This is a genomic window from Pseudomonas sp. NFACC39-1 (assembly GCF_900110355.1).
Taxonomy (GTDB): Bacteria; Pseudomonadota; Gammaproteobacteria; order Pseudomonadales; family Pseudomonadaceae; genus Aquipseudomonas; species Aquipseudomonas tehranensis.
In genome coordinates this window covers 684,692-710,131 of the sequence record NZ_FODL01000001.1, presented here as the reverse complement: position 1 = coordinate 710,131, position 25,440 = coordinate 684,692, and the positions used below count along the sequence as shown (strand labels likewise).

The window sequence follows — 25,440 nt, the reverse complement described above, 5'->3', positions numbered from 1 at the left end:
CTCGGGGCTGACCGACTTCCATGATTGAATGCGCGACGCAGCAAGCAAGTTTTCAGGTTGACTCCCGACCGGGAACGTTGCCCAGCCCAAATTACTCAACGGCAGGAGAAGCTCTTAAAAAATTGGTAGATAACGCATGGGATGCGGATGCAGAAGAGGTAGGAGGTACACCAAAAAAGCGGCGTCCGATCAAAGGCAGGGAAGGGGTCGGAAATTTGCTGGTTGATGTCCGCTGTGGGAGGGGCAAGTGAGCTGTCTTGCCCGTTGCCAAGAACCGCAAAAAAAATCACCTGTCGAAGGACAGGTGATTTTAGTGGCTTCAGTAATCGCTAAGAAAACTATAAGAAGACTTTCATCGCCCCGATCAAGATGCCGATCGTCACGGCGAGCATGGAAGCCATACGAATGGACAACTTGAGATCAGATTTAGCGATCTCTGCAGTCAGCCGATGATTAGTATTAGCGATTTCAGCAGTCGCCTTGCCGATTTCAGCAGCGAGACTTGCGAGATCACTTTTCGTCGCGAGTAGCGTGAGCATGTCAGATTCCAATGCTTGGATAACGGCTTCAGCTTTGAGCTCAGGCACGTCGATTGCGCGCAGTGCCTGATACATCGCCAGTTCCATTTTCATTAAGGCCTCCTGAAACAAAAAAAGGCCTTCCCCACGACGGGAAAGGCCCGTCGTGGGTGGGAAAGTCATGCTTCCATCGACATTCAAGTCGACTGGCCGCGCTGCCGGAAGCTATGCGGTCATATGAAGGATCCTGCGGAGAACCGCAGCGCCGTCTTGAAGATCCTGGCGGCTGGTGCTGAACGAATCAGCGAGATGCATAGCAAAAATGCCGCTGGGGGCGTTTGCTGTCAATCCGGAAACCGGTTATCGAGTGTTTCCTAATGTTGTATGAGGCTTCTCGCTGCCTGGCGTCACCAATTTCAGATTCGGGTTGTTAAGGGACGAGTCGCTTATCAAGCCATAGTGTTTTTTCAAGAGATAGCCGTGTAAGAAACGTGTTTTGCGTGCACCGTTGAGCTCATATGTCCAGATGCAACGACCGTTCGCTTGTATGCGGTGCAGCTTCATTTTTCCAAAGCGCTTTTGAACCCATTCCCAGTCAGGCTGCCCCTGTTTTTTCGAGATGGAGGCGGGATGAGGGAATGCTTTCGCGTAACGTTGGAATATCCCGGGAGTGACCAAGAAGAGCGAGTCTTCGACGGAATGCACCAGCGCTTGATCGTCATTCATGATGATCTCGTGAGTGCGTACGCCTTCGATCAGCCACTCCATGAAGTGTTCGCCGCTTGGCTTCGCATGCTTTTCTGGCACAGGCGCTTCCTCTGCTGAGGAGGCAGATTCGGTGATAGGTACGGAGTCGGAATCTTCAGGCCACTTGGGAGGCTCGCCGATTTGATTCGTTAATGAGTCGAAATAGTCGGTTGATGGTGTATCTGGCAGTAATGGATCTGATGGTTTGGCGATGGTCGCTGGCTTATGGCTCTCAGCTGCCGCGGTGGTCTGTGCAGGGGCTTTGGCTACTAAAGCTTGTTCGGCTTGAATAATGATCGCGCCGAGTGCGCCGGTATGTTCGCTATGGCCAGACCAGCGGGCCATGAGCGAGGCCCACAGTTCAGGGAAAGCGGAAAGCCAGTCTAGGATTTCGCTGCTTAATAGCTGGTGGATCATCAGGCTGGATGCGGGGCCACGCAGTCGATAATCGAGGTCTTTTCGGTATCGAACTCGGTAAGGTCGAGTCAGCGGTCCGTGCCATGGGTGCCAGGCGCAGCCATCCAAATATTCGACCTGGAGATCAATCGCAATCTTGCCAAGGTTTTCACTCAGGATGGCGTATGCCAGTGCGGCATTCCACGCTTCCGTTTGGATGATCTGAACTTCTGGTGGAGCTCCTGGGGGTAGTAATCGTGATCGGCGAATTTTTAGAGCGTACGTAACTACTTCCAGGCCATGGTCCAGCATCCCACCGGAGTAAGCGTGGTGCTGATTTTCGGATGCTGGGAAAAGTTGAACCAGTTCGGCGTATCGTCTAATTGGGGCGAGATAAAGTTCATCGAATTGAGGGCGGGACATGGCGGTGCACTGCCAGATCTGCCTCAACAACTTTTGTCTGCGGGGAGCGGCCAAGAGTGATTCCGCAGATTGGGGAGTGGTCAGGCCGGCGGGTGATGTTGGGCTAGCTGCAGCTGTGGGGTCGAGTGCACGGCGAAGCTTGCGATGGAACAGTGAGAACATAATTGCTCCTGTCGAGAGGGAAGGGAGGTATTTGCTTGGCGACGACATGAGGCTGCACGCATGAACATGGATGAGTGCTTGGCTTCGAAGCGCCGATACAGACCTGTCAGTGGGCAAAGCATGAGGCGGGCGAGCCGGATTAGTTGGCATCCCCTAGGGGCAGCGGGCGGCTTCTTGCGACGCCCTCAGTTATCCAAGCTTGCAGGGTTGTTCAGGTGACCGAAGCCGGGAATACTCGCCGAGCAGGCATTCGATGCCTCGTGTCCATAGGACACGCAACCGGCAAGCGTAGAAAGATTAAATGCGTCACTACGCATATCCGTATTGGCTGGAAATACGCTTGGTCAAGTCGAGGCGCTAACGAGGCGCGGAGGCGCACTCTTACGGCTCATTGACGTCGAAAGCCTTGAACTATCGTCCGAGGTAGGTCGCAGTAATTTGTGTTCTCTCATGCCCGAGTTCACGGCTGATAATTTGTCGAGCAATACGGTCTTGAGAACGCTGCACTGGGGGCAATTCCCTGGAAAAGCTTCCTCCTGCCGCCGGTGCCTTCCACCCTGTCAAAGCGAAGTAACGGCTTTGTGCATAATGATGACGTAGGCCATGCATGTGGCTCAGGCCTGCTGCCTTGCACTGACCATCGTAGATGTTTCTCTGTTGGATATACGTTTTCTGAGCCGGGATTAATGAGCCGGCTCCCGCTAGCTGATGTGCCGAGTTCAGCACCTCGCGCTGTAGCGAAGTAGTGATCGGCACAGAGCGATCACGCCCACCCTTTGTCCATGAGCCCTTGAGGAGAATGTGATCTCCTTGATCCGCATACTTGGGCTGAAATTTGATCGCTTCCTCGCGGCGTAGTCCAAACGCCGATTGAAGCTGGAGGCTCATGTGTACATGGGCATCGGTGATCTTGCCAAGGTCCGTTCCCAGTTCCTGGGCTTTGCTGACGTTAGTGACGAAGCGCCGGTCGGACACACCCAGCTGCGTGTTGTCTGCTGGGAGAATGCCAGCCTTGCCGATTTTTTCAGCCCACCATCGAAGGTGCGCAAGCCGATTTTTGATGGTGCCAGGTGACAGGCCTTCGCCTTGCCAGCGCTCCAGCAGTGCTAGTACGTGTTTGCCTTTGAGTGAGGGGGCTTTCATCTGCCGGAAACCAGACTCGCGCAGTTGGCGGGCGATCAGCCCCAGTGAGCGGATACGGTCGGCCTGAGTGTTGTGACTGCCATCGCGATTGCGCCGGCAAAGTTGCCGCAGGGTGTAGGTCAAATCGTCCATATACCGTTCACGCTCACAGGCATTGATTTGTGTCGTTGTCCTGTCCTGAAAATCATTGGTAAGTGTTGGTGCCAACTCGCTAGGCGAGATCCCCGAAGGGCAGGGGCATGGTGTTCAGGAAACACCGATGTCTCGACTGAGACTTCCGTCTTGCTTCCTGCTGGAAGATCGGACGGAGATGGAGCGAGATGAGTTGGTTTTTAGTGTTGATGAGTACTCCAAGGAAATGGATGGGATTGTTAAGTGGAAGCAGTAGGCATTGCGCAAAGGTCTGCTGCCTAGGACGGTGCAGTAGCGGCAGATGACGGAATAAATCCGATAGACAAAGGCGGCTCCGCCCCATGGGTATGGGTCGGTATGCTTCTGGAACCTTGCATACCTGGCTAACTCCATCCTGTTGGATCAGCGCTTGCAGAAGTCTTGCGCTGTTGGGATGACGACTCTTGAACCTGTCGTCTTAGGTTTTTGCTGGGCCAGTGTATGGATGCATCATCATGTATGCCGCACTCTTTAGGGTTCAGGATTTGCCCGTGATGTTGGGGGGCGGCGGGGGGCCGTCACTGTGGTTTGCAGTGACGGCCCGACTCATGTGAGTTGCGCGTCATCGGGCAGGGGCAGCCGCTTCGGCAGGTGCATATTTTTCATTGCCTGTGGTGCTGACGCGGCCTTCGGCTTTGTCGGCTCCCTGCGCAGGGGCGGCATGGTTCCCATGCCACGCCTGCGCAGGGAGCTTGTGGGAAAGGCGGAGCATGGAGCTGCCTTGCCGATCAACGTCGGGAATCGCGCGAGCAAGTCGACGACGTTGATATCCAGGTTGACCGAGAGCTTTCTGCCGAAGGTCTGAGCGGATGATAACTAGCAGTCACAATGGAGGAGTTAGGACCCATTGCCGGCAGCAACCGACCCGTATCTGACGTTTGCCAAAGGTAGAAAGCGGCAGAAGCTACCTATTCGTAACGGCAGAACGCTTGGAAGAGGGGGCCTGAACGCGTATGGTCTACGCAATCCCGCTTTAGGTACTAGGACATGCCCTCGATTCATACTCTGAACGCTCGTGGCAACGTTCTGCTCCCTGTAATGCGTGAGTGCTTCTCCCTCGGTGATGCACGCACCTTTGCTGAGATCCAGAGTTTTCATAGAGAGTGCGTCGGTATCCTTCAAACCAAGGGGATCGACTACGCGGCGCTCAGAACCGCCCTGACCCCGCAACCCACAAAGCACGAGGTTGCGTTCCTTTTCGATACGGATCGTTGTGTCCGGAACTTCGCGCCTGGAGTGGATTGCGCCGAAGCGCTCTTTAGCGCACTGGATGCCAAAACAACCCACAGCATCCTGGGTGGAGAGCTTTTCGGCTCGAGCGATACGCTTGCGCGCAAGCTGCTGGATCCCGCAGTGGTCAGCACGAAACCGAGTTTTCGTTTGCCCAATACGTGCTTCGTCCTGTACGTGAACAACCTGTCCGAAGGTGCTGTTGCTGCCATCGATTCCAAACTTCTGCAGCTTCCAGCCTACGTAGGCTACTTGCGATGCACTTACTTGAGCGCAGCTAAAACATTCACCTCGCTGAACCTGATGAACTATGTGATCAAGCATGGCGACACAGTCATCATGGGGCACGAAGATGATCGACCGAATACGCAGGATTACAACCTCCACCAGCATGACTACGTGAAACAAGGTTTCCGACTCAGAAGTATTCAGTCGATCTACTTCGGTACCTTCCTCTCGTACAAACCTGAGCGTCTGTTGCTCGATGTCACCGACGACGACCTGGAGATCGCGGTAAGGGCCATGTCCCCTGTTGCGGCACCGCTGGCAGAGTTCACCGTCTTCATTGAGGATGCCAAGTTCGAGAAGTACCTTCAGACCACGAAGCTCGGAAAACTGCAAAAGGCCGGCTTGGCAGAACTGTCTAAGGCTGAACTCGAGGCCGCAATCCGAAGCAAGCTGCGGATGAACTACCTATACAACCTCGAGTGGGTGAGCCAACCGACCTACCAGCTCACCAAATTCAACATCCTGCTTGAGTTCCCTCGAATTGGTGGTCACCCGGAACGGGTAGTTGTGGCCTTGGAGTACCGTCCGGTCGAACGTATCCTGCGCCTTGTCACCATCACCTGACTACCCCAATCCTTCAGAGCACAGCCCAAGGGCGAAAGCTACCTCCTAACTGCATGGATGTAGTTGCTCGACAGTAAAGACCACCAATTGGGATGCAACGAGCCAGTGGTATACATAGGATTAAGTAGGCGATTTGCCTATCACCTCAACGGAACTGTCGAACCGATGCTGAAGAATGCTTTGCTGCTCGCTGCTGTTGCGCTGTCGCTTCCTGTCCATGCGGCCCAACCAGACAATGTCATCTTTGACTGGAAGCTTTTCCACAATGGAGAGCAGGTTGATGGGCAGCCTCCCATCACAACTCTCCTGGGTGGTAACCCATATCCGTATAGAAACCTGACCCCCCACCGCTACAACAAAAGCATCGTCCATGAAGGCAATAAAATCAAGACGGTCACTGGGTACGTCACTACCGGTGTTGAACTCTCGTTCAGACCCAGCTGGCAAGATGGCGTGGCATTCGACTATGACATTAGTCAGCGCCACCTGAATGGCTTCACCAGGCTACCTGGAAGCCTGCCTATTGATAGGCCGGATCAGCGTACCTATGAGGCACGAGGCTCCTTGCCCTCGCTGGCTGTCGGGGAAACAGCGGTTATCCGACTGGCCTGCGATCTGGATATCCCAGTTGAGCTATGCCCCTACTACGTAGAACTCAAGGTTCTTCAGGTGAACTGAACTTGGGCTTCCCGAGGCACGGCGATCCACAGCCTACTGGATCGCCGGGCCAGGAGAATGTAAGCATCTGTATGTTGCGATGACACGTGGATCGAAGTCCCTCACCATCATTGGGACGAATAGATACATTCCCAGCCAAAAAATCTGACGTGGTCAAGAGAGTCGGGGCCCGTAAGTGTATTTAAAGGACGCAAATATGGTTAAGACGTATTCAAAGCATGACCTGATGAAACTTGCAATTGAGGAACATCTGAAATGTTCAGAATATCCACGAGTTGGGGCTTTAGTCGCGAAAGATGGGGTAGTCCTCTCAACAGGCTATCGTGGCGAGGTTGGCAAACTACATGCGGAACGGGTCGCTCTTGAAAAGCTGGGAATGGACGTTCGCATTGGATCAACTGTTTACACAACTTTGGAACCGTGCGTTAATTTGCATTCTGGCCAGGCAGTAGAATCTTGTTCTGACCTAATTATTTCATCTGGCGTTAGCAGCGTAGTTATAGGGGTGTTAGACCCTAATGGAACTATATACTCTCAGGGTTTCAGAAAGCTATTGGAGAACAACATTTCTGTAAGCTTCTTCAGTAGAAAGTTTCGAGATGCAGTAGAAGAAGAAACCTTCGAATTTGGAGAGGTTCACAGGGTATACGGCAGCGGTAAGCGGCGGGTTCCTGTCGTGCACAGCGGAATTGACATTAGCGTGCAGTTCAGCGAGTTAGACTCCAGAACAATTAGTATCTCATGGAATACTCTGCAGCCTTCACATGGTTGCGTAGACCTAACGAGCGATAACGGTGCTGTGAGGGTTGCTGCAGGAACGAAAAATTTTAGTGATATAACAGATCCAGACGTATTCCGATTCCCCAGTCATATTGCGCGAATGAGAAAAGGGATGATTTCAATTGTTAAGCCACCCGATGCCACTTTCTGCGTGCTGGTCAAGCTGCACGAAATTTTCGAAAACGACATACTTTTCCAGTGGGAAGTGCGCAATAGCAACTAAGTAGAGGAACCGAACACCATCTGGTCTCATGCCGAAAATGGTATAGAGGATGTCGGTTTTTTTTGTTTCTACGGTACTATAGTTTTTCACTTAAGATGTTTTTATGATTAAATCGTTGGGTGTTAAGATAATGCAGTGCTTTAAGAGAAGATTTAGAGCGCTTTTTGTATCCCGGGAAGAAGAGTTCTTGATGGCCTTAGGCGGAGCTTACCTGCACCCGAACACTCACTTTGTGGGTGAGTTTGGTGAGGCAGTAGAGCTTTCGAAGATGCTCTGTCATGACACTGAGGATCTCAGGTCGCTACCCAAGCTCGAATGGCGGGCGGGGGGCGAAGTTTTGGGATACATCCAAGAAGTTTCTGTTGATATGCACCGTAAAACAGCAACAGTGGGGCATTTTGCGGTTGAAAAAAACTTCTCCGGAATGGGCTTAGCCAAGCGGATGGCCCAAGGATTCGCCAAGATGTTAAGAGATGACTTCGGCATAATCGAGATCGTCTTCGACGAGCGCTCACGCAAAGTCGAGTACGAAGTTTTTTTTGAGCATGTGCTTAGGGCAGAGCGTATTCGAACAGGGCCCAATGACAAGTGGCGGTGGGTGTGGCGTGAGCGTTGATTAGTTATCCGCTTCTGGTCGGTTCTGTTGAAAAGCTCGGCGTGCGACAGAGTTGCTTGTTCGTAGCCTGAAGAACGCCCAAGTCGAGTGTTGCTGTGTGAAATTTAGGGCTGCTCGACCACCGGCCTCAGCCACGCACTATCGGCAAAGGAAAATCGTTGCAGTAGTTTTTCAACAGAATAGGTCGGTAGCGGACGCTGGTGACAGGCCGCTATTAACCGATTTTGTTGAAAAAGTCGGTCCTGGTTTGCGCATCAGGAAAATACGCGCCCGAGATTGAAATTGTTACATTGGGCACAGGATTCCCTGGCTCAGATTTCGCGCAGCGGCATGCAAAAAGGCGGTTTCAGCGATCATTATGCGGTCAGTCTGGAAGAACCGACTTTTTCAACAAGGTCGGCCAAAAGCAGTCATTTAGAATTTATCAGTTAAGAGCGATTAAGCTCCGCTGGTACTTAAAGGGGAAATCGTGCCTTTATATAGTACGTCCACATTCCGCCAGAGTGCTACTAGCATAATTCTCAGATGATTTTCACATAAGAATTAAACCGGTTGCCACGCCAGCATTCAAGAAATTGGATAACTAACAATAGAAAGGTGACTCACCAGTGCAATCATTTGATCCCCACTTAAATCAACGGCTGGGAAACTAGAGAAGCTAACGTTCAGTGCAGACAGGCCGACAACTAATGACTCATCGGACAGCTCAAGCTTTTCTGCTCCGGCTGGGAAAATGCCTTTGCCCTTCTCGGTTAAAAGAAATGCCAAGGGGAAGAATGAAAGAATGCTCATACAGCACTGATTGCCGTGATTTTGCATGGTGAAAAGCTTGATGCTTTGGTGGTGCCTATGAGGGAAGAACCAGTAGTAGATGTCATGGGTCGCATCCAGAGCACGGTCATCACCGAGCACAAACTGTTGCAGGGGTGTGAAGTACGGCGTTTCTTGTGGGGGATTTCGACACTCAGTCACAGAGGTGGCAGCGAGGATATGACCGATCATTGCACGACAGTATCTCACGGCGTTAACAGGCGTGTGGACAAGGGAAACTGGGCTATTGGCAGCAGTGAAGAAATGATTGATCTTTCGCGTCAGTGACCTGCACACATCAGCGATTTCACCATCGTTCGCTCCCAAAGCCGTCATATTGCATTCTCGACAGATAGTCCTGAACTTGCTTCCATTCATCGACGGAATGCCCTGCACGGGATTGCGGTCTAAACCGAATACCTCAGTTAAATGAAACTGCTCCACCTTTGTAACTGTGATGCTCCCCTGTGGGGGAACGTGGTCTTTTGAGAGAGATCCGTGTTTTCCACATATCACGCAATAGCCGCTGACGATCTTGGTGTGCTTGCCGCGTTCAGACAGCATCTTCGAATATCTGCCCATCCAAGTGCTCCCGTTCCTCGTGTGTGGTTTATAGCATGCAGCCGTAATATCTCTGCTCTCTGACCCTTTGGTTAGCATGATGGCAATCTGCCAAGATAACGAGTAATGTCTCACCTACACACATAGGAAATGGAAAGCCCACGTGAAGTCAAGAAATCTGTACACCATTCACGACCTGATAGTCAGAGACTATACCGTCACGGCTCTCCCAAGCGGAAAATTCCTTCATCAGTTCAAGCCTTCGACTACTGAGACCCTGTACCAATTTGAGACAAACAGTAGTGCTATCGAGTTAGTAGATGGTGATCGTTATAATATTGGATACATCGAAGATGCGGGTGGCAGAAGAATCATAGAGCCCTCCTCCTTGGGCAAAGCAGATACGGTTAATAAATACCTCAGCTACTCAGCAGCCAAACAGTTCTCTCTCGATAAGCTTGCTGAGAATCAGGGCAAGAATGACGAACGTGTAAAACATAAGGCCGCAGACGGTTACTACTGGGGGCGAAAATATGCTTGGCGCCGGTTTGGTCTGGTGATTGCCAAAGATGCTTTCTTTAACTATTTAGAAGAAATCGCCCATCCATTCGTGCCATGTAAAACCATTAGTGATGACATCGGCATCTATTCCAATCAGGATTCAATTGCTTACAAAGAGGAAGGTCTTGAGGAAGCGATGGATCAACTCATAGAAACGGCAGTCAGGGTTGGACGCCTTTTCAAATCTCCCGGGTATACGAAGAAGTTCCAGATTCGGCCTATTAACGCCATAACCGACAAGAAATGATTAAAGGCCGCACTATTTTTAATAGTTATACAGGGTCGGGGTCGGTCTGTTGCCTGCCTGAAAAATAATTCGGTGCCACGCCTTCACCTCTGGACTGTCCTCAGAATACCGGTGCAGGCGAGCACGTCAGGGATTGTAGTTGCATGGCGGTGGCGATATCTTTAGCGAAGTAGCAGCGGTGCTAAACAGACCAGCAATGGCCTTGTCTGACCGCTAGAAGTCCAGAAATAACCTGACGCCCGGTAGCGCTCTCAGCGACTGCTCCACATCTAGGACAAGACAGAGATCATTGAACGGCCGCTTTGGGCCGATTCTGTTGAAAAATTCGATCCTGGAGTCCGCGATAGAAAAATACGCGCTTGAGATTGGAATTTTTACATTGAGCAGAGGATTCCGGGCTCAGATTTCGCGTAGCAGCGTGCAGAAAGGCGTTCTCAGCGGTCATTATGCGGTCAGTCTGGAAGAACCGACTTTTTCAACAGAATCGGCCGATTTCAGCCCTTAGCAACAGGCTGAAATCGGCCGATTGTGTTGGAAAAGGCGGCTTCGGTTTCTACGACAGAAAAGTATGCGCCTGAGATTGAAAACTGTGTTTTGCGCAGAAGGTTTAGAACTCAGATTTGACGTAGCAGCGTACAAAAAAAGGCGCTCTCACCGCTCAACGCACGGGTAGCCCGGTCGGGTCGACTTTTTCAACACAATCGGCCAAGAGCGGACAGCCGTCCTTGCTGCCCGGCATAACGGGTGACGCCCCGGTGAAGCGGGTGGCGGTTTGCAGGTAGTCCCTCTCAGGTTGAGCACGGTTGCGCTTTCGAGCTGCCAGCGCAGCACCAACTCGACGTTGTAGCGCTCGCTGACAACTCCTCTCCACCGCAACACGCGCGCGAGGGGCATCTCCCATCATCTGGTGGCCTGGCATGATATTTTAAGGTACTTTGTACTGGCATGAGGCCATATTCACAGCAGGACGCACCTTCACGGCTAGGGCCAATATCTTCCTTGCTGGTACCGTTCCTGCGCATTCATTTCGTGACAGGAACGACCATGTCAGGCGGCGAAACCGAAAAAATTGCGAGGCTCGCGGAGCTCGTTTCCAACGACATCTTCAACTTCTTCAGGTGGAAGAGAGAGGGGCCAGCTAACCTCAACTTCGCCTGTGTGAAGAAGGAGACTCATGCACCCTTGAAGAAATCCGAGCACACGCACCCGGCTGACGTGGTATTCAAGTATGCTGATCCTTACCTGAACAAAACCATCTACCTTCATACCGACTTGAAGAGCTATTCGGTTAGTTCCATTAGTCTTGACTCGATCAAGAAGGCCTTGAAGTCCTTGGGCAAGACCATCGACTGTGCTCGTGCTTCGTCGGAATGGCAGACCCGCTATCATTTGGCTAAGCGTGAAAAATATGAAGTCCGTGGGATGCTTTTCGTTTACAACCACGATGACGAATACGACAAGAATTTTTATGATCATTTCAAGGATTACAAGGGTGAGAATCTGCACATTAAAGATTCACAGCAGGTTCATATCGTCGAGCCTTCATTGATCAATTACCTGAAGACGCTGCAACTCGATGTAAACACCCTGAGGGCGGAAGGTAAATTCCCGAAGGAAAATTACACCTTCTATTACCCTGATCTTATCTTGCACAAAGCCAGTGGGGAATACTGGGAGCGTGCAGCCACCGCGGAGCTCATCGCCTCGCCGTACATGATAATTCACCACAAAGAGGTGATGTCGTACTGCGAGAAAGCCAAAAACGTGACTGAGACTTATAGCGAAGGTTATCTGATCTATTATCGCCGTGATGGCAGCACTGAGATCGAGTTCAGGTACCTCTTTGACGCGCTGTCTAGGTTCCAGATTCTTAACGCCAATAAGGACTTTAAGATTCGAATTAGGGTTGCCAATCGGCATCATAGCAGTAGCATAATTAGCAACTTTAATGCTGCCATTAACAGTTATGTGACCGAGTGGGGCGAAGACGAAAACCGCAAGCGGAAACTGCAGGCAATCGAATTGGAAATCGTAAATCATGCGATTCCGAACTATAAGCCCGAAGTAATCGGATGGGAGCGAGACTGACATGAGAATGGGTAGTTTGTACTTTGCATCCGACAAAGCGATCTACGATGCGCTCACGCAGCGAAGCCTGACGAGCGCTGAGCTCAGGAAGGTATTCCTCTCAAGAGGGATCGTGATCTCCAATGAATCGGACAAAAAATTCCTAGCCAATCGATTCAGTGCCCTGTTCCATGACTACTATGATTACCGGAACCTGTCTCTCCTGGTGGGTGGGCGTGACAGCCGTGAGAAAACTACCAATGTGGTCGTCACGACAGCGGTCACTAAAGACCAACTGACCGACGCTCTCACCTCCGTCAAGGAATGGCTGGTGGATGACCAGCATGAGCAGGCTGAGGTGTCCGTCCACGGTGATCAGCTCAAGCTCACCGTCAAATACCAGAAGCTCGATCTGAGTCAGGCGGAGTTCCGCCAAGTGGTTGAGAAGACGGCGGAAGTGATACTTGAGAAGCAGGGCAGTGGGTGGAAGATCACTGGCCCCATGAACGACAAGTTCAAGGACATCACCGATCAGCTGTATTCCCAGATCGAGATCCTGACCGAAGAGGATGTGGGTACCCGAACCATCTCCTTGGAAGCGATCCCTGATGCGGGCACTAGAACGAATTTCCTCCGCAGTTTGATCCGCAATCTCAAGGACATGGAGGTAGTCGATGTGGTCGACGTCTCCACGTTTAACCCTAAGGATCAAGAAGATGATGACTTGGATCTCAGTGACGATGCGCTGGTGATCGAGGATTCGATTGAGGTTGAGTCAGAAGATGAGGGTAAGGATGGCGACCCTGAAGCCGAGCTGGCCAGGCCGCAGCCAGAAGCCAGAATTCACAAGATCATCCGCATCGACAAGGCGTCGCTGAAGGGCAAGGGCGTCTTGGAGTCGAAACAGCTTCTTGAGCTTGAAGGCCATGGGTTCTATCTGTGGAAGATTCGATGGAAAGCTCGTGAGAAGCTCGTTGGATCTGAACTTGTTCTCTTTGAGGCTCAGTTTGGTAACCAGGCCAAGTACTGCGATTTCTCCTACATCGTCAAAGGTGTCTACAACTACAATAACGGGAAATACGCCAAGAACCTGGTACGTGCCGAGCCGGTGTTTGAGCAGAAGCTCAAGATCCGCTTGGAGGCGGCAGCGCAGAAGACACTGGATGACATCGAAAGGAGTCTGAAAACATGAAGTCAAAGCGGCTGAAACTCTGGGTTCTGACCGCTCGCATTGACTTTCAGACTCTTGTGCATGGGCTTCGACAGCAGCCTTTCAACGACCAGAACCGCGTTGGTGTCGAGGCTATTGAGATTCTGGATGGCAAGGCAACCTTTCGGTACTACGAGCAGCGGGATATTACCCAGTCGTTCACGAACCCTCTGGGCGAAACCGTCCAATCGAATTACTCGACGTTCATCAGGTTTGACATGGTGTTCGAAACGCTTGGGCCGGATCGGTATTCGATCTGCATGGGTTCGCCACCGAAAGATTTGAAACTGTTCGTGGAACTCATCCGAGCTGCAACCGGAACGAACTTCGCGCTGGAGATCGTGAAGCCAGACATTTCTTCGATCTATCAGCAGCTCAAGGCTGACAAGCGCTTCACGAGAGTCATGGCCAAGCGGATCGTTTCTGGAGCGGTGACGTTTGATATCGAAAGTAGCTATCGAGTCGATATTGCATCGACGGGGAACGCGATGACGAAGTTGTTGGAGATCACAGGTGGCCGCGTGGCACCGATCGACAAGATCAAACTCGTCTACACGTACGACTCAAAGCCTGTTCAGATTGAGCTCTCGCGCTCAGGTTCGATTGCAGTGTCGTGGGATGATGAGGAGCACCTCCACCTGCTGACAGGTCTCTTGATCCGTTAGATAGGCAAAGGCTACGAGAAGTCGAGCGGGATGTGTCAGGCCTGTCTCGGCTGGCTCGGCGCTTGGAGCGTTCACAAACCCCGGCTTCGTCCATCACATCCTTGACCACCAGCAACAGAAAGGGGACGGCGTTATATTCTCTAGTGTCCCCTTTTGACGATAGCTGCCTTTCGCCGTGTGTACGCACCTGGCTAGGTGTGCCGACCTAGTAGACACCGCCTGCGCAATCCAGTGACTGGTACCTAAAAATAAAAAAACCACCTGTCCTAGAACAGGTGGCTCCCGGTATTGCTGAAGAGAGAGTTTGTCACTGGATAAACGCAATCCCAGCGAAGAGAATCGCCACCACGAGGGAGAGCATCACGCTGATATTTACAATGAGACTCACCTCAAACCGAGATAGCTCTGCCCGAAATGGTGCTATGTCGGGATCGAATTTACCTGCAGAAGAGAAATGCGTATCAGAGTCCAAGGCTTGGATAACTGCTTCGATTTGCTGCTCAGGCACGTTGATCGCCTTCAGGGCTTTATACATTTCCAGTCGATTTTTCATTAAGGCCTCCAAAATAGAAAAAGGCCTGCCCCAAGACGGGGAGGCCCGTCTTGGGTGGGGAATATCATTGCTTCCATCGACATTAAGTCGACTGTCCGCGCTTCCGGAAGCGATGCGTCATTGGGAGGATCCTGCGGGAAACCGCAGCGCCGTCTCGAAGATCCTGGCGGCTAGTGTGAGCTTGTAAATTGCATTCGCTGACATTTGCCGTCAATCCGAAAACCGACTATCGAATGTTCCCGAATGTTGGCCAAGAGTTGTTTGCGGTCCGACACTTTCATCTTCCGATTTGGGTGTGCGGGCAAGCCTTTGATCAGCAGCGGTGATCGCTCACGCGGCTGCAGGCGCGCATCGATTCTGTCGTCAGACCTCTACGGTCAGTATCTCGTGCATGTTGTCGGTCTGAGGATGGCAGGTCTCATGCCTAGTTCACCGTAGAGATGTGAGCGCCGGGGATTAGGTCTTTGAATGTGGGTGGACCGCAGCTGGAGATAGCCAACGTCGTGCTCTCTTGCTGACCGAACAACACCATCGTCATCCATTTCCATTCGTTTGGAGGAAAAGGAGCATGGCTTTCCAGTAGTCGCTGATTTGGTCCAGCTGATGCCAGTGCCGCGGTCGGATGTGCAGAGTATTTTCATGGTGATGCAGCACTACTCCGTCTTTACGCAGTTGCTGAATCAGCAGTTTGATGTCGACAGGGTCTGAGCTGGATGTGGCGACAGCGGCGACACTGGCGACAACCTGCGGGATGCCATGGTTGGCATCTGGCGACAGCGTGGCGGCGGAAGTGGCGACACATCGCATGACAGGGGGTGTCTGATTTTTCGACTGGAAGCGGCGTACTGCTTCATTCAGACGGAACACGACACACCTCGAAGGTCTTGGCGTCTTGGCTCTTCACGCAGTTCGCTGTGAGTAGCTCAACGAGGAGCGTGGCGGTGTGATTACAGCTCTTGCGCGCAAAGCGAGGGCCGTTGCGGTTGATGTCTCGGATGGTAAAGCGAGTCCAGCCTTTCTGCTTCAGCCAGCGTAACAAGCGATCCGCTTCCTCACGCACGGTGTTAATCGGCTCTTGCTCAGTCAGGCGTTGGATCTCGGCCAGGTAATAATCCATCAGCGTTGAAGCGCGCTGAACATGCTCCTCGTTCAAGGCACTGGCTTCTTCGATTGCCGCCAGAACTCCCGCGATGCGCAGTACGTTGGCAGCCGCTTTACTGGCGACGGATTGAACGCCGGCCAGCTCCCCGAACTCGCCAGACTGGCACTCTATGGTGTCGTGAATATCAATCCAGGCAATGCGGGCGGTGTGCGTCAACTCCAATGTCGTGAGGTTGAGTGATCCGTCCTTGTTGGTCGCTAACGGCTTCTTCAGCAGATCCGTGATATGCGTTTGGTAGCGTTGGACTTTGGCGTCTTGCGTCAGATCTACCGCCTTGTACAGGCGCTGACCGATCAAACGTTCGGGCCAACTGATGAGGAATCTGCCGAGCATACCTTGACCATTGATCATAGGGTCTTTGAGGAACTGGTTAGCCAGGTACGGCTGCAGCATCAGATGCATGCTGAGACGACGATCATAGGCGCGTAGGCTTTCTCCTGGCATGGACCGCGTCCGGTCAATGGGACTGCCATCCCAGATCCTCGAGAGCGTGGTGATCGCTTTGAGCTGGTTCTCTTTGCTCATGGTGCTGCCACCGAGGAATTGACCGCCTTCGTCATTGAAGAGGCCCATGCTTGGCAGCCCATAACACAGGTTTTTTATGAGGGCTTCGATGGTGGGCTCGGTGGAGATCAGTCTGGGCTGGACGGGTTCGGACAGTTCACAGGTTTCATGCTTTTCCTGTCGATGGGCTTTGGCCGTAAGACGGATGGCAGCTTGGTAGGCGTTGAGCTTTTCCGTGTACACAGACCATTGCTCTCGCTCCCAGTTACGCGCTGCGGAGAGAGCTTGATGATCCACCGCACTTTTACGGTCACCTGATGATGCGACCGTCAGCAGATACAGAGACAGCGGATAGGTGCGGCCATCGAGTTGTACGTTGGCATGGCCTTGCGTTACCAGAGCTGCGGTGGCCAGCACCGATTGTGCGGCCATGGCACTCGGTGCGCCGATCACCTCTGCCATCCGTTCTACTGCGCCTCCCAGGAGTTCACCCAGCGCTTCGACCGGGTAGGCCAATGGTTGGGGCCGATAATCCAGTAGAGGGCGTGGTGGATCGCATTTTTCGCACAATTGCATCGACAACAATCTCCTTATGGGGGCAGTTTTTCCTCGCTCCTTGGGAAGAAGCACGACGATGTGCCGTAGTCTCAGCGCTCTTGAACTTACCCAGAATCGCCGCTAACTGCGCCTCGTGAGGCGTTGGTGTACCCCGCGTTCGACTAGCGATCAACCGGGCCATTGGGGAATGCAACTGACGTAGAGGACCTTGGATCTCGGTGGCTCCAGATGGATTTTTTACCGTTTGTAAGTTCGCCAAGCGAGCCGCTGCAAACGTTGCTGCGAAGCCTTCCCGACTGCAGCGGCTTTGGCTGAAAAGCATGATCGAAACGTGTGGTGGCGACGGCTGCCAGTTTGTCGCCTCGCCCGTGGTCAGAGACGGCGAGGGTTGTCGCCGCTGTCGCCGCCGTCGCCATCAAGTCGACTTTGATTAACGAATCGAGACGACTTTCCGGCTTCTGTTTTCATGGAGTGCGGCTACTGAGAGGTCACCCGTGGCCGCCTTTTGGATGTGCTCGCTCCACCAGGCCATCATCGGACGTCGACGCTCGATGTAGTCTGCGCGGTTGTAAGCGCTTCGAACCTCATCTTTGTCGACGTGAGCCAGAGCAACCTCAATCAGTTCGGCATCCCATGCATGCTCGTTCAGGATGGTGCTCGCCATGGAGCGCATTCCGTGGCTTACGAGTCGCCCCTCAAAGCCCATCCGTTTCAACGCCATGTTCGCGGTCTGGCTGTTGCAATGGGTGCGAGGATTACGGTCGGCGGGAAACACGTACTCCCTGTGTCCGCTGTAGGGCTTGATGGCTTCCAGGAGTGCCAAGGCCTGATCCGTGAGCGGGATGATGTGTGTGCGACGTTTCTTCATGCGCTCCGGTGGAATCGTCCAGATCTTCTTCTTGAAGTCGATGTCAGCCCATCGGGTGGTCGCAGCTTCTGCTGGCCGAGTCATCGTGTGGAGTTGCCACTCGATGAGGCAGCGGGTGGTTCTTTTGATGCTGGCGTTGGCAATCGCCACCATGAGTTCATTGAGCTCATCGGGGGGCAATGCCGGCATGTTTTTCTTCTTTGGTTTTTTGAAGACCGATCGAATTCCGCTCAGGGGGTTGGCATGAATGAGTCCGTAGTTCACCCCGTAGGTCATGATTTCGTTGAGGCGTTGGGTCAGGCGCTTGACCGTTTCCAAGCTGCCTTTGGTCTCAAGTGGCTTAAGCAGCTTGATGACCTGGGGAGCGCTGATTTCGGAAATTGGGGTCGCGTGTAAATCGGGGAAGATGTGCAGCGTGAGCGAGCGCCAAATGTCTTCAGCGTAGGCGGTTGTTACGGAATCTTTCTTCAGTTCAAACCAGGCCGTCGCCACGTTTTGAAAGGTGTGCTCTGTCGCGGCTTTTTTCGCTTGGCGATCTGCATCGCGCTGCTCTTTGGGGTCCAGTCCCTGGGCGACCAATTCCCTGGCCTCAACGGTGCGTTTTCGCGCTTGAGCCAGGCTGAGCTCGGGGAATGTTCCGAGTCCCATGTTGATCCGTTTTTTCGTCACGGGATGGACGTAGTTGAAATTCCATAGCCTTGAACCATTGATACGGACTCGCAGCTGGAGGCCGTTGCCGTCGGTCAGTATGTAGTCCTTGGCTTTGGGCTTGGCGGCTTTGATTTTCAGGTCTGAAAGGCGTGTGGCTTGGGCTCCCATGGGTACTCCAACGCTGTTTGTGTATTCCAAAATTTACCAGCCGCAGGCTTGGAATACGTCTTGGAATACATTTCAAAATGGATCTGCGTGAAGTGCTATGGAGCCCGATGGCGCTGAAACCCCCGTATTTACTGGGTTTCAGGCACAAAAAAAGACGTCCGTGGACGTCTTTAGATGATGAAGTGGTGGAGCCGGGGGGATTTGAACCCCCGTCCGCCAGTACTCCGCTGTCGGTACTACATGCTTAGCCGTGTCTATTAAGTTAACCCTCAGCGACCCGACGGGCAGGGTGCTTTGGGCGAGTTGTGTAAGTTTTAGCCGATTCGTCCACAACGTACTGCACGGCGATTCCGTTCTATATGACAATCACTTTGGGTTTACGGACATCCCCTGGTGATTGCTGGACCCGAAGGTACCAGAAGGGAAGGGCTAAGGCTGCTTACGCAGCGAGAGCGTATTCCCCGTAGGTTTCGTCATTGGCAACTATAGGAAGTTGCAACAGTGGATTTACGAGTTCTGTTACCAACTCGGCATGCACCTAAAGTTTCGCAACCGGCGTCGAATCCTAAACGGCCCCGAGCCTGTAGCTCCGTGAATCAGTTGGAGCGACAAGCCTGTGCAGTGTACGCCAATCCTCGTCGAAGGCCAACCCGAAGGTTGGCCGGCCGCGAGGTTACTGCTGATCGCCTTTATCGTTGTTCTCCAGTTTTTGCAGGACCTGGTTGGTCAGCGAGATGCAATTTTCGATGCCTTTCTCGGTGCCTGTCGCCTGCTCGGCCTTGGCTTGACCCACTGTCGCGGTAACCTCGGTCTTCAAGCCTTCGCTCATTTGTTGAGCAGTGGCCATATCGTTGTCAATTTGTTTCAGATTGGTATCGCAAAGGTTTGGGTCCGCTGCAAACACCGGAGAGGCCAACAGTGCCGCGGAAATGAACAAGCCAGCAAATGCGGTGCGCTTCATGTGTATCTCCTTGAACGTTTGGTCTCGGTGCTGGCGGACGGTCACGGCCAGGACCCGAGTCAATGAAGGGCCCGACGGCGTCGGGCCTATTCAAGTGACTACAGCGACACACAGGAATTCGATTTTTCTTCGGGTGCGATGGGGAACCCTTCACCGTCGGCGGATTTGGGTCGGGTGACGCGGTCTACCAGATACACCAGGCTGTGGTAGTCGATTTCGCCATGGCGCGTCAGACCGATCTCACAGGTGCGGCTGGTGGAGACGCCTTCGCTGCAATGCTGCACCGCGTCCTTGAGGGTTCGCAGTGAGTGGGCGTTGAGTTCCGGTGTAGTGAACCCCTTGTCGCCGGCAAACCCACAGCAATGGATGCCTTCGGGGATCACGACTTGCTTGCTGCATTTGCGCGCCAGGTCGATCAGCGCCTGACTTTCGCCCAGGTGCTGGGTACTGCAAGTGACGTGTACGGCGATCGGTTCATCCTGGGGCGTGAATTCAAGGCGGTTCATCAAATGCGTACGAATGAAACGCACCGGATCGTACAGGTCCAGCCGAACATTCCCCAGGTCCTGGACCAGCCGCAACGTGCAAGGGCTGGTGTCGCAGTAAATCGGGTCAAGCCCGCCGCGGCTGGCGTGGAGCAGGGCGCCGATCAACTCCTGGCGCTTGTGCTCGGCCTGTTCCGCGTAGCCTTTGGAGGCGAAAGGCTGGCCGCAGCAGAGGCTGTCCACGTTGTCTGGGAAGACCACCTGATAGCCGGCTTTTTCCAGCAGCCGTTGAGTTTTTTCATACAGCGACATCTGTTCTTTATCACCCGCCGTCGGAGCCATTGCCCGCGACACGCAGGCGGCCAGATAGACCACGCGGGGGCGTGCGTCGGACACGGCCGGGCTGAAGCGGATGGCTTTTTCCGGCTGCGGCATGGCGTTGTCCCACTGAGGCACCTGGCCCTTCGATAAGTGGGTCAGCCCGGCTGACAAGCGAGCCAGGCGCGGCGCGCCCAGCAACATTCGGGCGCCGTTGGCGACGTGCAGGGTAAAGCGTGCCCCTTGCAGCGCCGTGGCGAAATGGCTTGCAAGCCAGTCGGCGGTTTTCGTACGTGTGGCGGTACGCGCGCGAAGTTTTTTCACCAGCTCGCCAGTGTTGATGCCGACCGGGCAGCGTTGTGCGCATAAGCCGGTGGCGGCGCAGGTGTCGATGCCCTGATATTGATAGGCCGTTTCCAGTTCTGAAGTGTCGATGCCTGCGCGCTTTTTCGCCTGGATGTCGCGCCAGATCACGATGCGCTGGCGCGGGCTCAGGGTCAGGTCTTTCGACGGACAGACTGGCTCGCAGAAGCCGCATTCGATGCACTTGTCCACTATCTCGTCGGCCGCTGGCAGCGGCTTGAGGTGCTTGAGGTGGATTTGTGGGTCTTCGCTGAGCACCACGTCCGGGTTGAGGATGCCGTTAGGGTCGAGCAGGCGTTTGAGTTGCCACATCAACTGGTAGGCGTCGCTGCCCCACTCCAGTTCGACGAATGGCGCCATGTTGCGTCCGGTGCCGTGTTCGGCCTTCAGCGAACCGCCGAACTCCACCGCCACCAACTGCGCCACGTCGTCCATGAACGCTTGATAGCGCGCAACTTCTTCGGCGTTGTTGAAGCCTTGGGTGAAGACAAAGTGCAGATTGCCTTCCAGCGCGTGCCCGAAAAGAATTGCTTCGTCGTAGTGATGTTTGTCGAATAGCTCGATCAGGCGGTTCACGCCAATGGCCAGTTGTTCCACCGGGAAGGTCACGTCTTCGATGATCACCGTGGTTCCGGTTTTGCGGACCGCGCCCACTGCCGGAAAAGTGTCTTTGCGGATGGCCCAGAGTCGGGCGTTTTCTCGCGGGTCTTCGGTGAAGTCGACCTGTTTTTCCACAGGGAAACCGGCCAGCGATGCCATGATCCGGGCCAGTTGCTCTTGCAGCAGAGATGACGAGGCCGCGCGGGATTCGATCAGCAGGGCGCAGGCATTTATCGACAGATGTTGTACGAAATCTGGCATGCCCGGTTTGTCCTGCACCGAACGCAAGCTGCGCCGGTCCAGCAGCTCCACCGCCGATACCGGTTGGCTTTTCAACACCGTGACTGCATTGCAGCAGGTTTCCACGTCCGGGAAGACGATCAGCGCCGAGGCTTTGTTCGGGTGATCGATGACGGTGTTGTAGGTCACCGCGCTGATGAAGCCGAGGGTGCCTTCGGAACCCACCAACAGGTGGCTCAAGATATCCACAGGCTCGTCGTAATCCACCAAGGCATTGAGCGACAGGCCGGTGGTATTTTTCAGACGGTATTTGTGGCGAATTCGAGCCGCCAATTCGGTGTTGGCGCGGGTCTCGCGGCCAAGGGTTGCCAGACGTTCCAGCAGTTCGCCATGGCTTGTACGAAAGGCCGCCACGCTGGCTTCATCTTCTGTGTCCAGACGGGTGCCATCGGCCAGTACCAGGCGAATGCCGGCGAGGGTGTGATAGGTGTTTTGCGCTGTGCCGCAGCACATGCCGCTGGCATTGTTGGCGACGATGCCGCCGATTTTGCAGGCGTTGATCGATGCCGGATCGGGGCCGATCTTGCGGCCGAACGGTGCCAGCCAGGCATTGGCCTGGGCGCCGATCACGCCGGGCTGCAAGCGGATCTGCATGCCTTCTTGGCGAATCTCGCGAGCGTTCCAGTTATCCCCCAGCACGATCAGCACCGAGTCGCTGATGGCTTGGCCGGAAAGGCTGGTGCCGGCCGCGCGGAACGTGACCGGAACCTGGTCGCGTTGGGCCAGTTGCAGTAGCGCCACCACTTCGTTTTCGGATTCGACGCGGATCACCAGTTTCGGAACCAGCCGATAGAAACTGGCATCGGTGCCGAAGGCCAGTGTCGACAGCGGGTCGTCGAAACGTCTTTTTGCCGGGATCAGTTGTTGTACATCGCGCAGGAACGGGGCCGGGAGGGTCATTGGTCCTCCAGAATCAAAACCACCAGATCCTTCGGACCATGGGCGCCATAGGCCAGCACTTGTTCGATGTCGGCCGTCTTGGAGGGGCCCGACACCAGCAATGCGTTGGTAGGCATGCCTTGGGCCCAGGCGAACTCCTGCTGCACTTCATAAAAGTTGTCGCGGATTTCGCTGGCCTTGAGCAACGCGAAATGCACTGGCGGAACCAGGCTCATCAGCCGCGGTTCTTCCCGCGTCGGCCAGAGAATCAGGCTGCCGGTCGCGGCAATGGCGCCCAGAGTCGCGGTCAGGCTGGCGGGGGTGTCGTTGAACAGCTCGGCTTTCCATTCCTCCACCGGGCGGTCGTAAGCCTTGAGGGTTGGCAGGTCGGGATTGTTCGCCCAGAACTGTGTGATTTTTTTCCCGTGAGGCGTCGCCGGAGCGATGAGCAGGCTTGGCAATTGACGGTCGCGCAGCAACTGCGCCAGCAGCGCCGGCCAACCTTCGCCAGACGTCAGGTGGATTTCAGTGTGCACCGCTTCCATCAGTTTGCGCAGTTGGGCGATGCGCTCCTCGGGGGCGTAGCGATAGGTTTGCGTCACCAGCTCGACATCGAAGTTGTCGGCCACTGGCGTGGTGCCGGTCAGGCTTTTACGCAGCTTGGCGAGGATGTTTTCCTTGGCGCTCATCGACGGTCTCCCTGCTGGTTCAGGTGTTCGCGGGCCAGGTCATGCAATGAGCGGGCGGCGGGTTTGGGGGCGCTGTGGTTTTGCGTCCAGGGGCCGACGTTAGCGGGCATCAGGGCGCGCAGGCGCGTGGCGAGGAAAGCGAACAGCCGATACAGGCGCGGCGAACTGTTGAGCCGCGCCCAGGCGTTCCAGATGAAGCGCTCCTTGGGCGAATACTTACTGCCTTGGCCGCGCATCATCGGGTTCGGACTGTCCGGTGCCTTGACGTTTTCTTCGCGCAGGCGCCGCAACAGCGCCGGAATTGGAATCTTCACCGGGCACACTTCACCGCAGGCACCGCACAGCGAAGAGGCGCTTGGGTGGTCCGGCACTTTGGCCAGGCCGACCATGTGCGGCGTGATGATTTTTCCGATAGGCCCCGGGTAAACCTCGCCGTAGGCATGACCACCGATCCGGGTGTAGACCGGGCAATGATTCATGCAGGCGCCGCAACGAATGCAGTTCAGGGTCTGGCGCAGTTCGCTGTCGGCAAAGGCCTGGCTGCGGCCATTGTCCAGCAGGACCAGGTGGACTTCCTGGGGACCGTCCAGTTCGTTGGCCTTGCGTGGGCCGGAGATCATGTTGACGTAGGTGGTGATCGGCTGGCCGAGGGCCGAGCGGGTCAGCAGCGAGAGCAGCGGCACCACGTCCCGCAGGTTCTCCACGACTTTTTCAATGCCAGTCACGGCAATGTGGACCGGTGGCACGGTGGTGGACATCCGCCCGTTGCCTTCGTTTTCCACCAGCAGCAGTGTGCCGGTTTCGGCCACGGCGAAGTTGACGCCGGAGACGCCGATGTCAGCCTCGAAGAATTTCTGCCGCAAGACCTTGCGACCGATCTGAATGAGTTGGTCAACGTCCTTGGTGTACTCCACGCCAAGTTTGTCGTGGAACAAGGACGCGACCTGACCGGCGTTCTTGTGGATCGCCGGCATAATGATGTGTGAAGGCTTCTCGTGGTCGAGCTGGACGATGTATTCCCCCATGTCGGACTCGAGACATTCAATGTCCCGACCCTCGAGGAAATGGTTCATCTCCATCTCTTCGCTGACCATCGATTTGCCCTTGATCACTTGCCGCGCCTCGTGAGCGCGGATGATCGAGAGGACGATGCCATTGGCTTCGTCCACCGTTTCCGCCCAGTGTACTTTCACACCGTTGCGGGTCAGGTTGGTTTCAAGCTGCTCGAGCAGGTCGGGCAACTTCGATAACGCACGAGCGCGGACGGCATTGCCCAGCACTCGCAGATGTTCTCTTTCGTGGGCATCGCTGAAGGACGCTGCCCGCTTGGTCATCAGTGAATCCATCGCTGTGCGAAAGTTATTTCGCAGTTGCGTGTCGTCCAGTGCCTTATGGGCTCTGGCGCGAAAATCTTCCTGCGCCGCAATCGGCACTTCAACGGTCGGAATCAGCGTCGGTGTGCTCATACGACACCCCCGGTGCGCTGCCAGAGGAAGCTCGCCAGGTGCTGGCCGCGTAACGCCTCTTGCTGTTTCTCCAGTGCGCCGTTGATATTCATCAGGCAGCCGCAGTCGGCACTGACGACTTGGTGCGCGCCGGACTCCTTCAGCGCGCGGGTCTTGTCGGCCACCATCGCGCCGGAAATATCCGGCATGCGAACGCTGAATGTCCCACCAAACCCACAGCATTCACTTTCATGGCTGTGTTCGACTCGCTCCACGTTGTCCAGCTGCGCCAGTAAGGCGCGGCCATGCAGGTGCGTGTTCATTTCCCGGCGTGCCGAGCAGGAGGTGTGCAGCGCGATCTTCACCGGCTCGCCACTGTCCTGAAACTGCACCTTGCAGACAAATAACAAGAACTCGGCCAACTCATAGGTCCGGGCCGCCAGGGCCTGGACCTGTTTGAGCATATCGGGCTCGTCCTTGAACAGGTCGGCGTAATGCTCGCGCAGCATGCCGGCACAGGAGCCCGACGGCACCACCACCGGATAATCCCCGGCAAACAACGCCAATTGCGCCCGGGCTACCGTCCGGGCCTGCTCGGTGTAACCGGAGGTGTACGCCGGTTGCCCGCAACAGGTTTGCCCTTGCGGGTAGTCCACCTGGATCCCTTCGCGCTGCAAAAGATGAATCGCATCCATCCCGGCTTCGGGATAGAACAGGTCCACCACGCAGGTTCCGAACAGGTAAACCCGTTCGGGCTTGTTGCTGGGGTACTGCCGAGGCTCGGGCAATGGCGGGGCGACACGGGTCGCATTCGGCACGGCGTTGTAAAAAAGCTCGCTCATCAGGCGTGTCTCCGGGTGGTCCCGGTTATCCGTC

At 54.6% G+C, this 25,440-nt stretch carries 21 protein-coding genes and 1 other RNA gene; 8 read left to right on the top strand and 14 right to left on the bottom strand.

What is annotated here, in order from left to right; all coding sequences use genetic code 11:
• Positions 1–338 precede the first annotated feature (338 nt).
• The 3 genes from BMY45_RS03145 to BMY45_RS03135 all read right to left on the bottom strand — a co-directional run bounded on the left by BMY45_RS03145 (position 339) and on the right by BMY45_RS03135 (position 3,521).
• The gene (locus BMY45_RS03145) at positions 339–632 is read right to left on the bottom strand and encodes a hypothetical protein (RefSeq protein ID WP_024617742.1); all 294 of its coding nucleotides are present in this window, start codon (positions 630–632) and stop codon (positions 339–341) included.
• Between the two features lie 246 nt (positions 633–878).
• Positions 879–2,246 (bottom strand): MobH family relaxase, encoded by a 1,368-nt coding sequence (mobH, locus tag BMY45_RS03140; RefSeq protein ID WP_092394378.1) that lies wholly within the window; start codon positions 2,244–2,246, stop codon positions 879–881.
• Positions 2,247–2,657: 411 nt separating this feature from the next.
• Positions 2,658–3,521, bottom strand: coding sequence for an integrase domain-containing protein (locus BMY45_RS03135; protein WP_092394375.1), 864 nt, complete (start codon positions 3,519–3,521; stop codon positions 2,658–2,660).
• A gap of 1,026 nt (positions 3,522–4,547) precedes the next feature.
• On the opposite strand from BMY45_RS03135, the gene BMY45_RS03130 reads away from it, so the two are divergent.
• The 4 genes from BMY45_RS03130 (at position 4,548) to BMY45_RS03115 (ending at position 7,939) form a co-directional block, all read left to right on the top strand.
• Complete coding sequence (locus BMY45_RS03130; protein ID WP_092394372.1) at positions 4,548–5,642, top strand: hypothetical protein; 1,095 nt, start codon at positions 4,548–4,550, stop codon at positions 5,640–5,642.
• A 165-nt stretch (positions 5,643–5,807) separates the two neighbouring features.
• Positions 5,808–6,320, top strand: a complete 513-nt coding sequence (locus tag BMY45_RS03125) for a hypothetical protein (protein ID WP_092394369.1) — start codon at positions 5,808–5,810, stop codon at positions 6,318–6,320.
• Positions 6,321–6,516: 196 nt separating this feature from the next.
• Positions 6,517–7,323, top strand: a complete 807-nt coding sequence (locus tag BMY45_RS03120) for a CMP deaminase (RefSeq protein WP_092394366.1) — start codon at positions 6,517–6,519, stop codon at positions 7,321–7,323.
• Between the two features lie 103 nt (positions 7,324–7,426).
• A complete protein-coding gene (locus BMY45_RS03115; protein WP_092394363.1) occupies positions 7,427–7,939 on the top strand; it encodes a GNAT family N-acetyltransferase in 513 nt (170 codons plus the stop codon).
• Positions 7,940–8,506: 567 nt separating this feature from the next.
• On the opposite strand, the gene BMY45_RS03105 is transcribed toward BMY45_RS03115, so the two are convergent.
• Positions 8,507–9,331, bottom strand: a complete 825-nt coding sequence (locus BMY45_RS03105) for a metal-binding protein (RefSeq protein WP_092394357.1) — start codon at positions 9,329–9,331, stop codon at positions 8,507–8,509.
• Between the two features lie 142 nt (positions 9,332–9,473).
• Between BMY45_RS03105 and BMY45_RS03100 the strand changes: the two genes are divergently transcribed.
• The 4 genes from BMY45_RS03100 (at position 9,474) to BMY45_RS03085 (ending at position 14,060) form a co-directional block, all read left to right on the top strand.
• Complete coding sequence (locus BMY45_RS03100) at positions 9,474–10,118, top strand: hypothetical protein (RefSeq protein WP_092394354.1); 645 nt, start codon at positions 9,474–9,476, stop codon at positions 10,116–10,118.
• A 1,044-nt stretch (positions 10,119–11,162) separates the two neighbouring features.
• Positions 11,163–12,206, top strand: a complete 1,044-nt coding sequence (locus BMY45_RS03095; protein ID WP_092394351.1) for a PD-(D/E)XK nuclease domain-containing protein — start codon at positions 11,163–11,165, stop codon at positions 12,204–12,206.
• A gap of 7 nt (positions 12,207–12,213) precedes the next feature.
• Complete coding sequence (locus BMY45_RS03090; protein ID WP_092394921.1) at positions 12,214–13,377, top strand: hypothetical protein; 1,164 nt, start codon at positions 12,214–12,216, stop codon at positions 13,375–13,377.
• The gene (locus BMY45_RS03085; RefSeq protein WP_092394348.1) at positions 13,374–14,060 is read left to right on the top strand and encodes a hypothetical protein; all 687 of its coding nucleotides are present in this window, start codon (positions 13,374–13,376) and stop codon (positions 14,058–14,060) included. The genes BMY45_RS03090 and BMY45_RS03085 overlap by 4 nt, the downstream gene beginning before the upstream one ends.
• A gap of 307 nt (positions 14,061–14,367) precedes the next feature.
• On the opposite strand, the gene BMY45_RS03080 is transcribed toward BMY45_RS03085, so the two are convergent.
• From BMY45_RS03080 to BMY45_RS03035, 10 genes are all read right to left on the bottom strand, one after another.
• A complete protein-coding gene (locus tag BMY45_RS03080) occupies positions 14,368–14,613 on the bottom strand; it encodes a hypothetical protein (protein ID WP_092394345.1) in 246 nt (81 codons plus the stop codon).
• A 534-nt stretch (positions 14,614–15,147) separates the two neighbouring features.
• Positions 15,148–15,480, bottom strand: coding sequence for a hypothetical protein (locus BMY45_RS03075; RefSeq protein ID WP_143071602.1), 333 nt, complete (start codon positions 15,478–15,480; stop codon positions 15,148–15,150).
• A complete protein-coding gene (locus BMY45_RS03070; RefSeq protein WP_092394342.1) occupies positions 15,464–16,855 on the bottom strand; it encodes a YfjI family protein in 1,392 nt (463 codons plus the stop codon). Before BMY45_RS03070 ends, BMY45_RS03075 begins: the two co-directional genes overlap by 17 nt.
• Before the next feature lie 412 nt (positions 16,856–17,267).
• Entirely contained in the window at positions 17,268–18,524 is a 1,257-nt protein-coding gene (locus tag BMY45_RS03065; protein WP_092394339.1) for an integrase domain-containing protein, read from the bottom strand.
• 183 nt (positions 18,525–18,707) lie between these two features.
• Positions 18,708–19,101, bottom strand: a transfer-messenger RNA (tmRNA) gene (gene ssrA, locus BMY45_RS03060).
• A 96-nt stretch (positions 19,102–19,197) separates the two neighbouring features.
• Positions 19,198–19,485, bottom strand: a complete 288-nt coding sequence (locus tag BMY45_RS03055; RefSeq protein ID WP_092394336.1) for a hypothetical protein — start codon at positions 19,483–19,485, stop codon at positions 19,198–19,200.
• 98 nt (positions 19,486–19,583) lie between these two features.
• Entirely contained in the window at positions 19,584–22,451 is a 2,868-nt protein-coding gene (locus BMY45_RS03050) for an FAD-binding and (Fe-S)-binding domain-containing protein (protein ID WP_092394333.1), read from the bottom strand.
• Positions 22,448–23,119 carry a LutC/YkgG family protein gene (locus BMY45_RS03045; RefSeq protein ID WP_092394330.1) on the bottom strand — a complete coding sequence of 224 codons (672 nt, stop codon included), beginning with the start codon at positions 23,117–23,119 and terminating at the stop codon, positions 22,448–22,450. The genes BMY45_RS03050 and BMY45_RS03045 overlap by 4 nt, the downstream gene beginning before the upstream one ends.
• Positions 23,116–24,585, bottom strand: coding sequence for a LutB/LldF family L-lactate oxidation iron-sulfur protein (locus BMY45_RS03040; RefSeq protein ID WP_092394327.1), 1,470 nt, complete (start codon positions 24,583–24,585; stop codon positions 23,116–23,118). The genes BMY45_RS03045 and BMY45_RS03040 overlap by 4 nt, the downstream gene beginning before the upstream one ends.
• Entirely contained in the window at positions 24,582–25,406 is an 825-nt protein-coding gene (locus tag BMY45_RS03035) for a (Fe-S)-binding protein (protein WP_092394324.1), read from the bottom strand. Before BMY45_RS03035 ends, BMY45_RS03040 begins: the two co-directional genes overlap by 4 nt.
• Positions 25,407–25,440 lie beyond the last annotated feature (34 nt).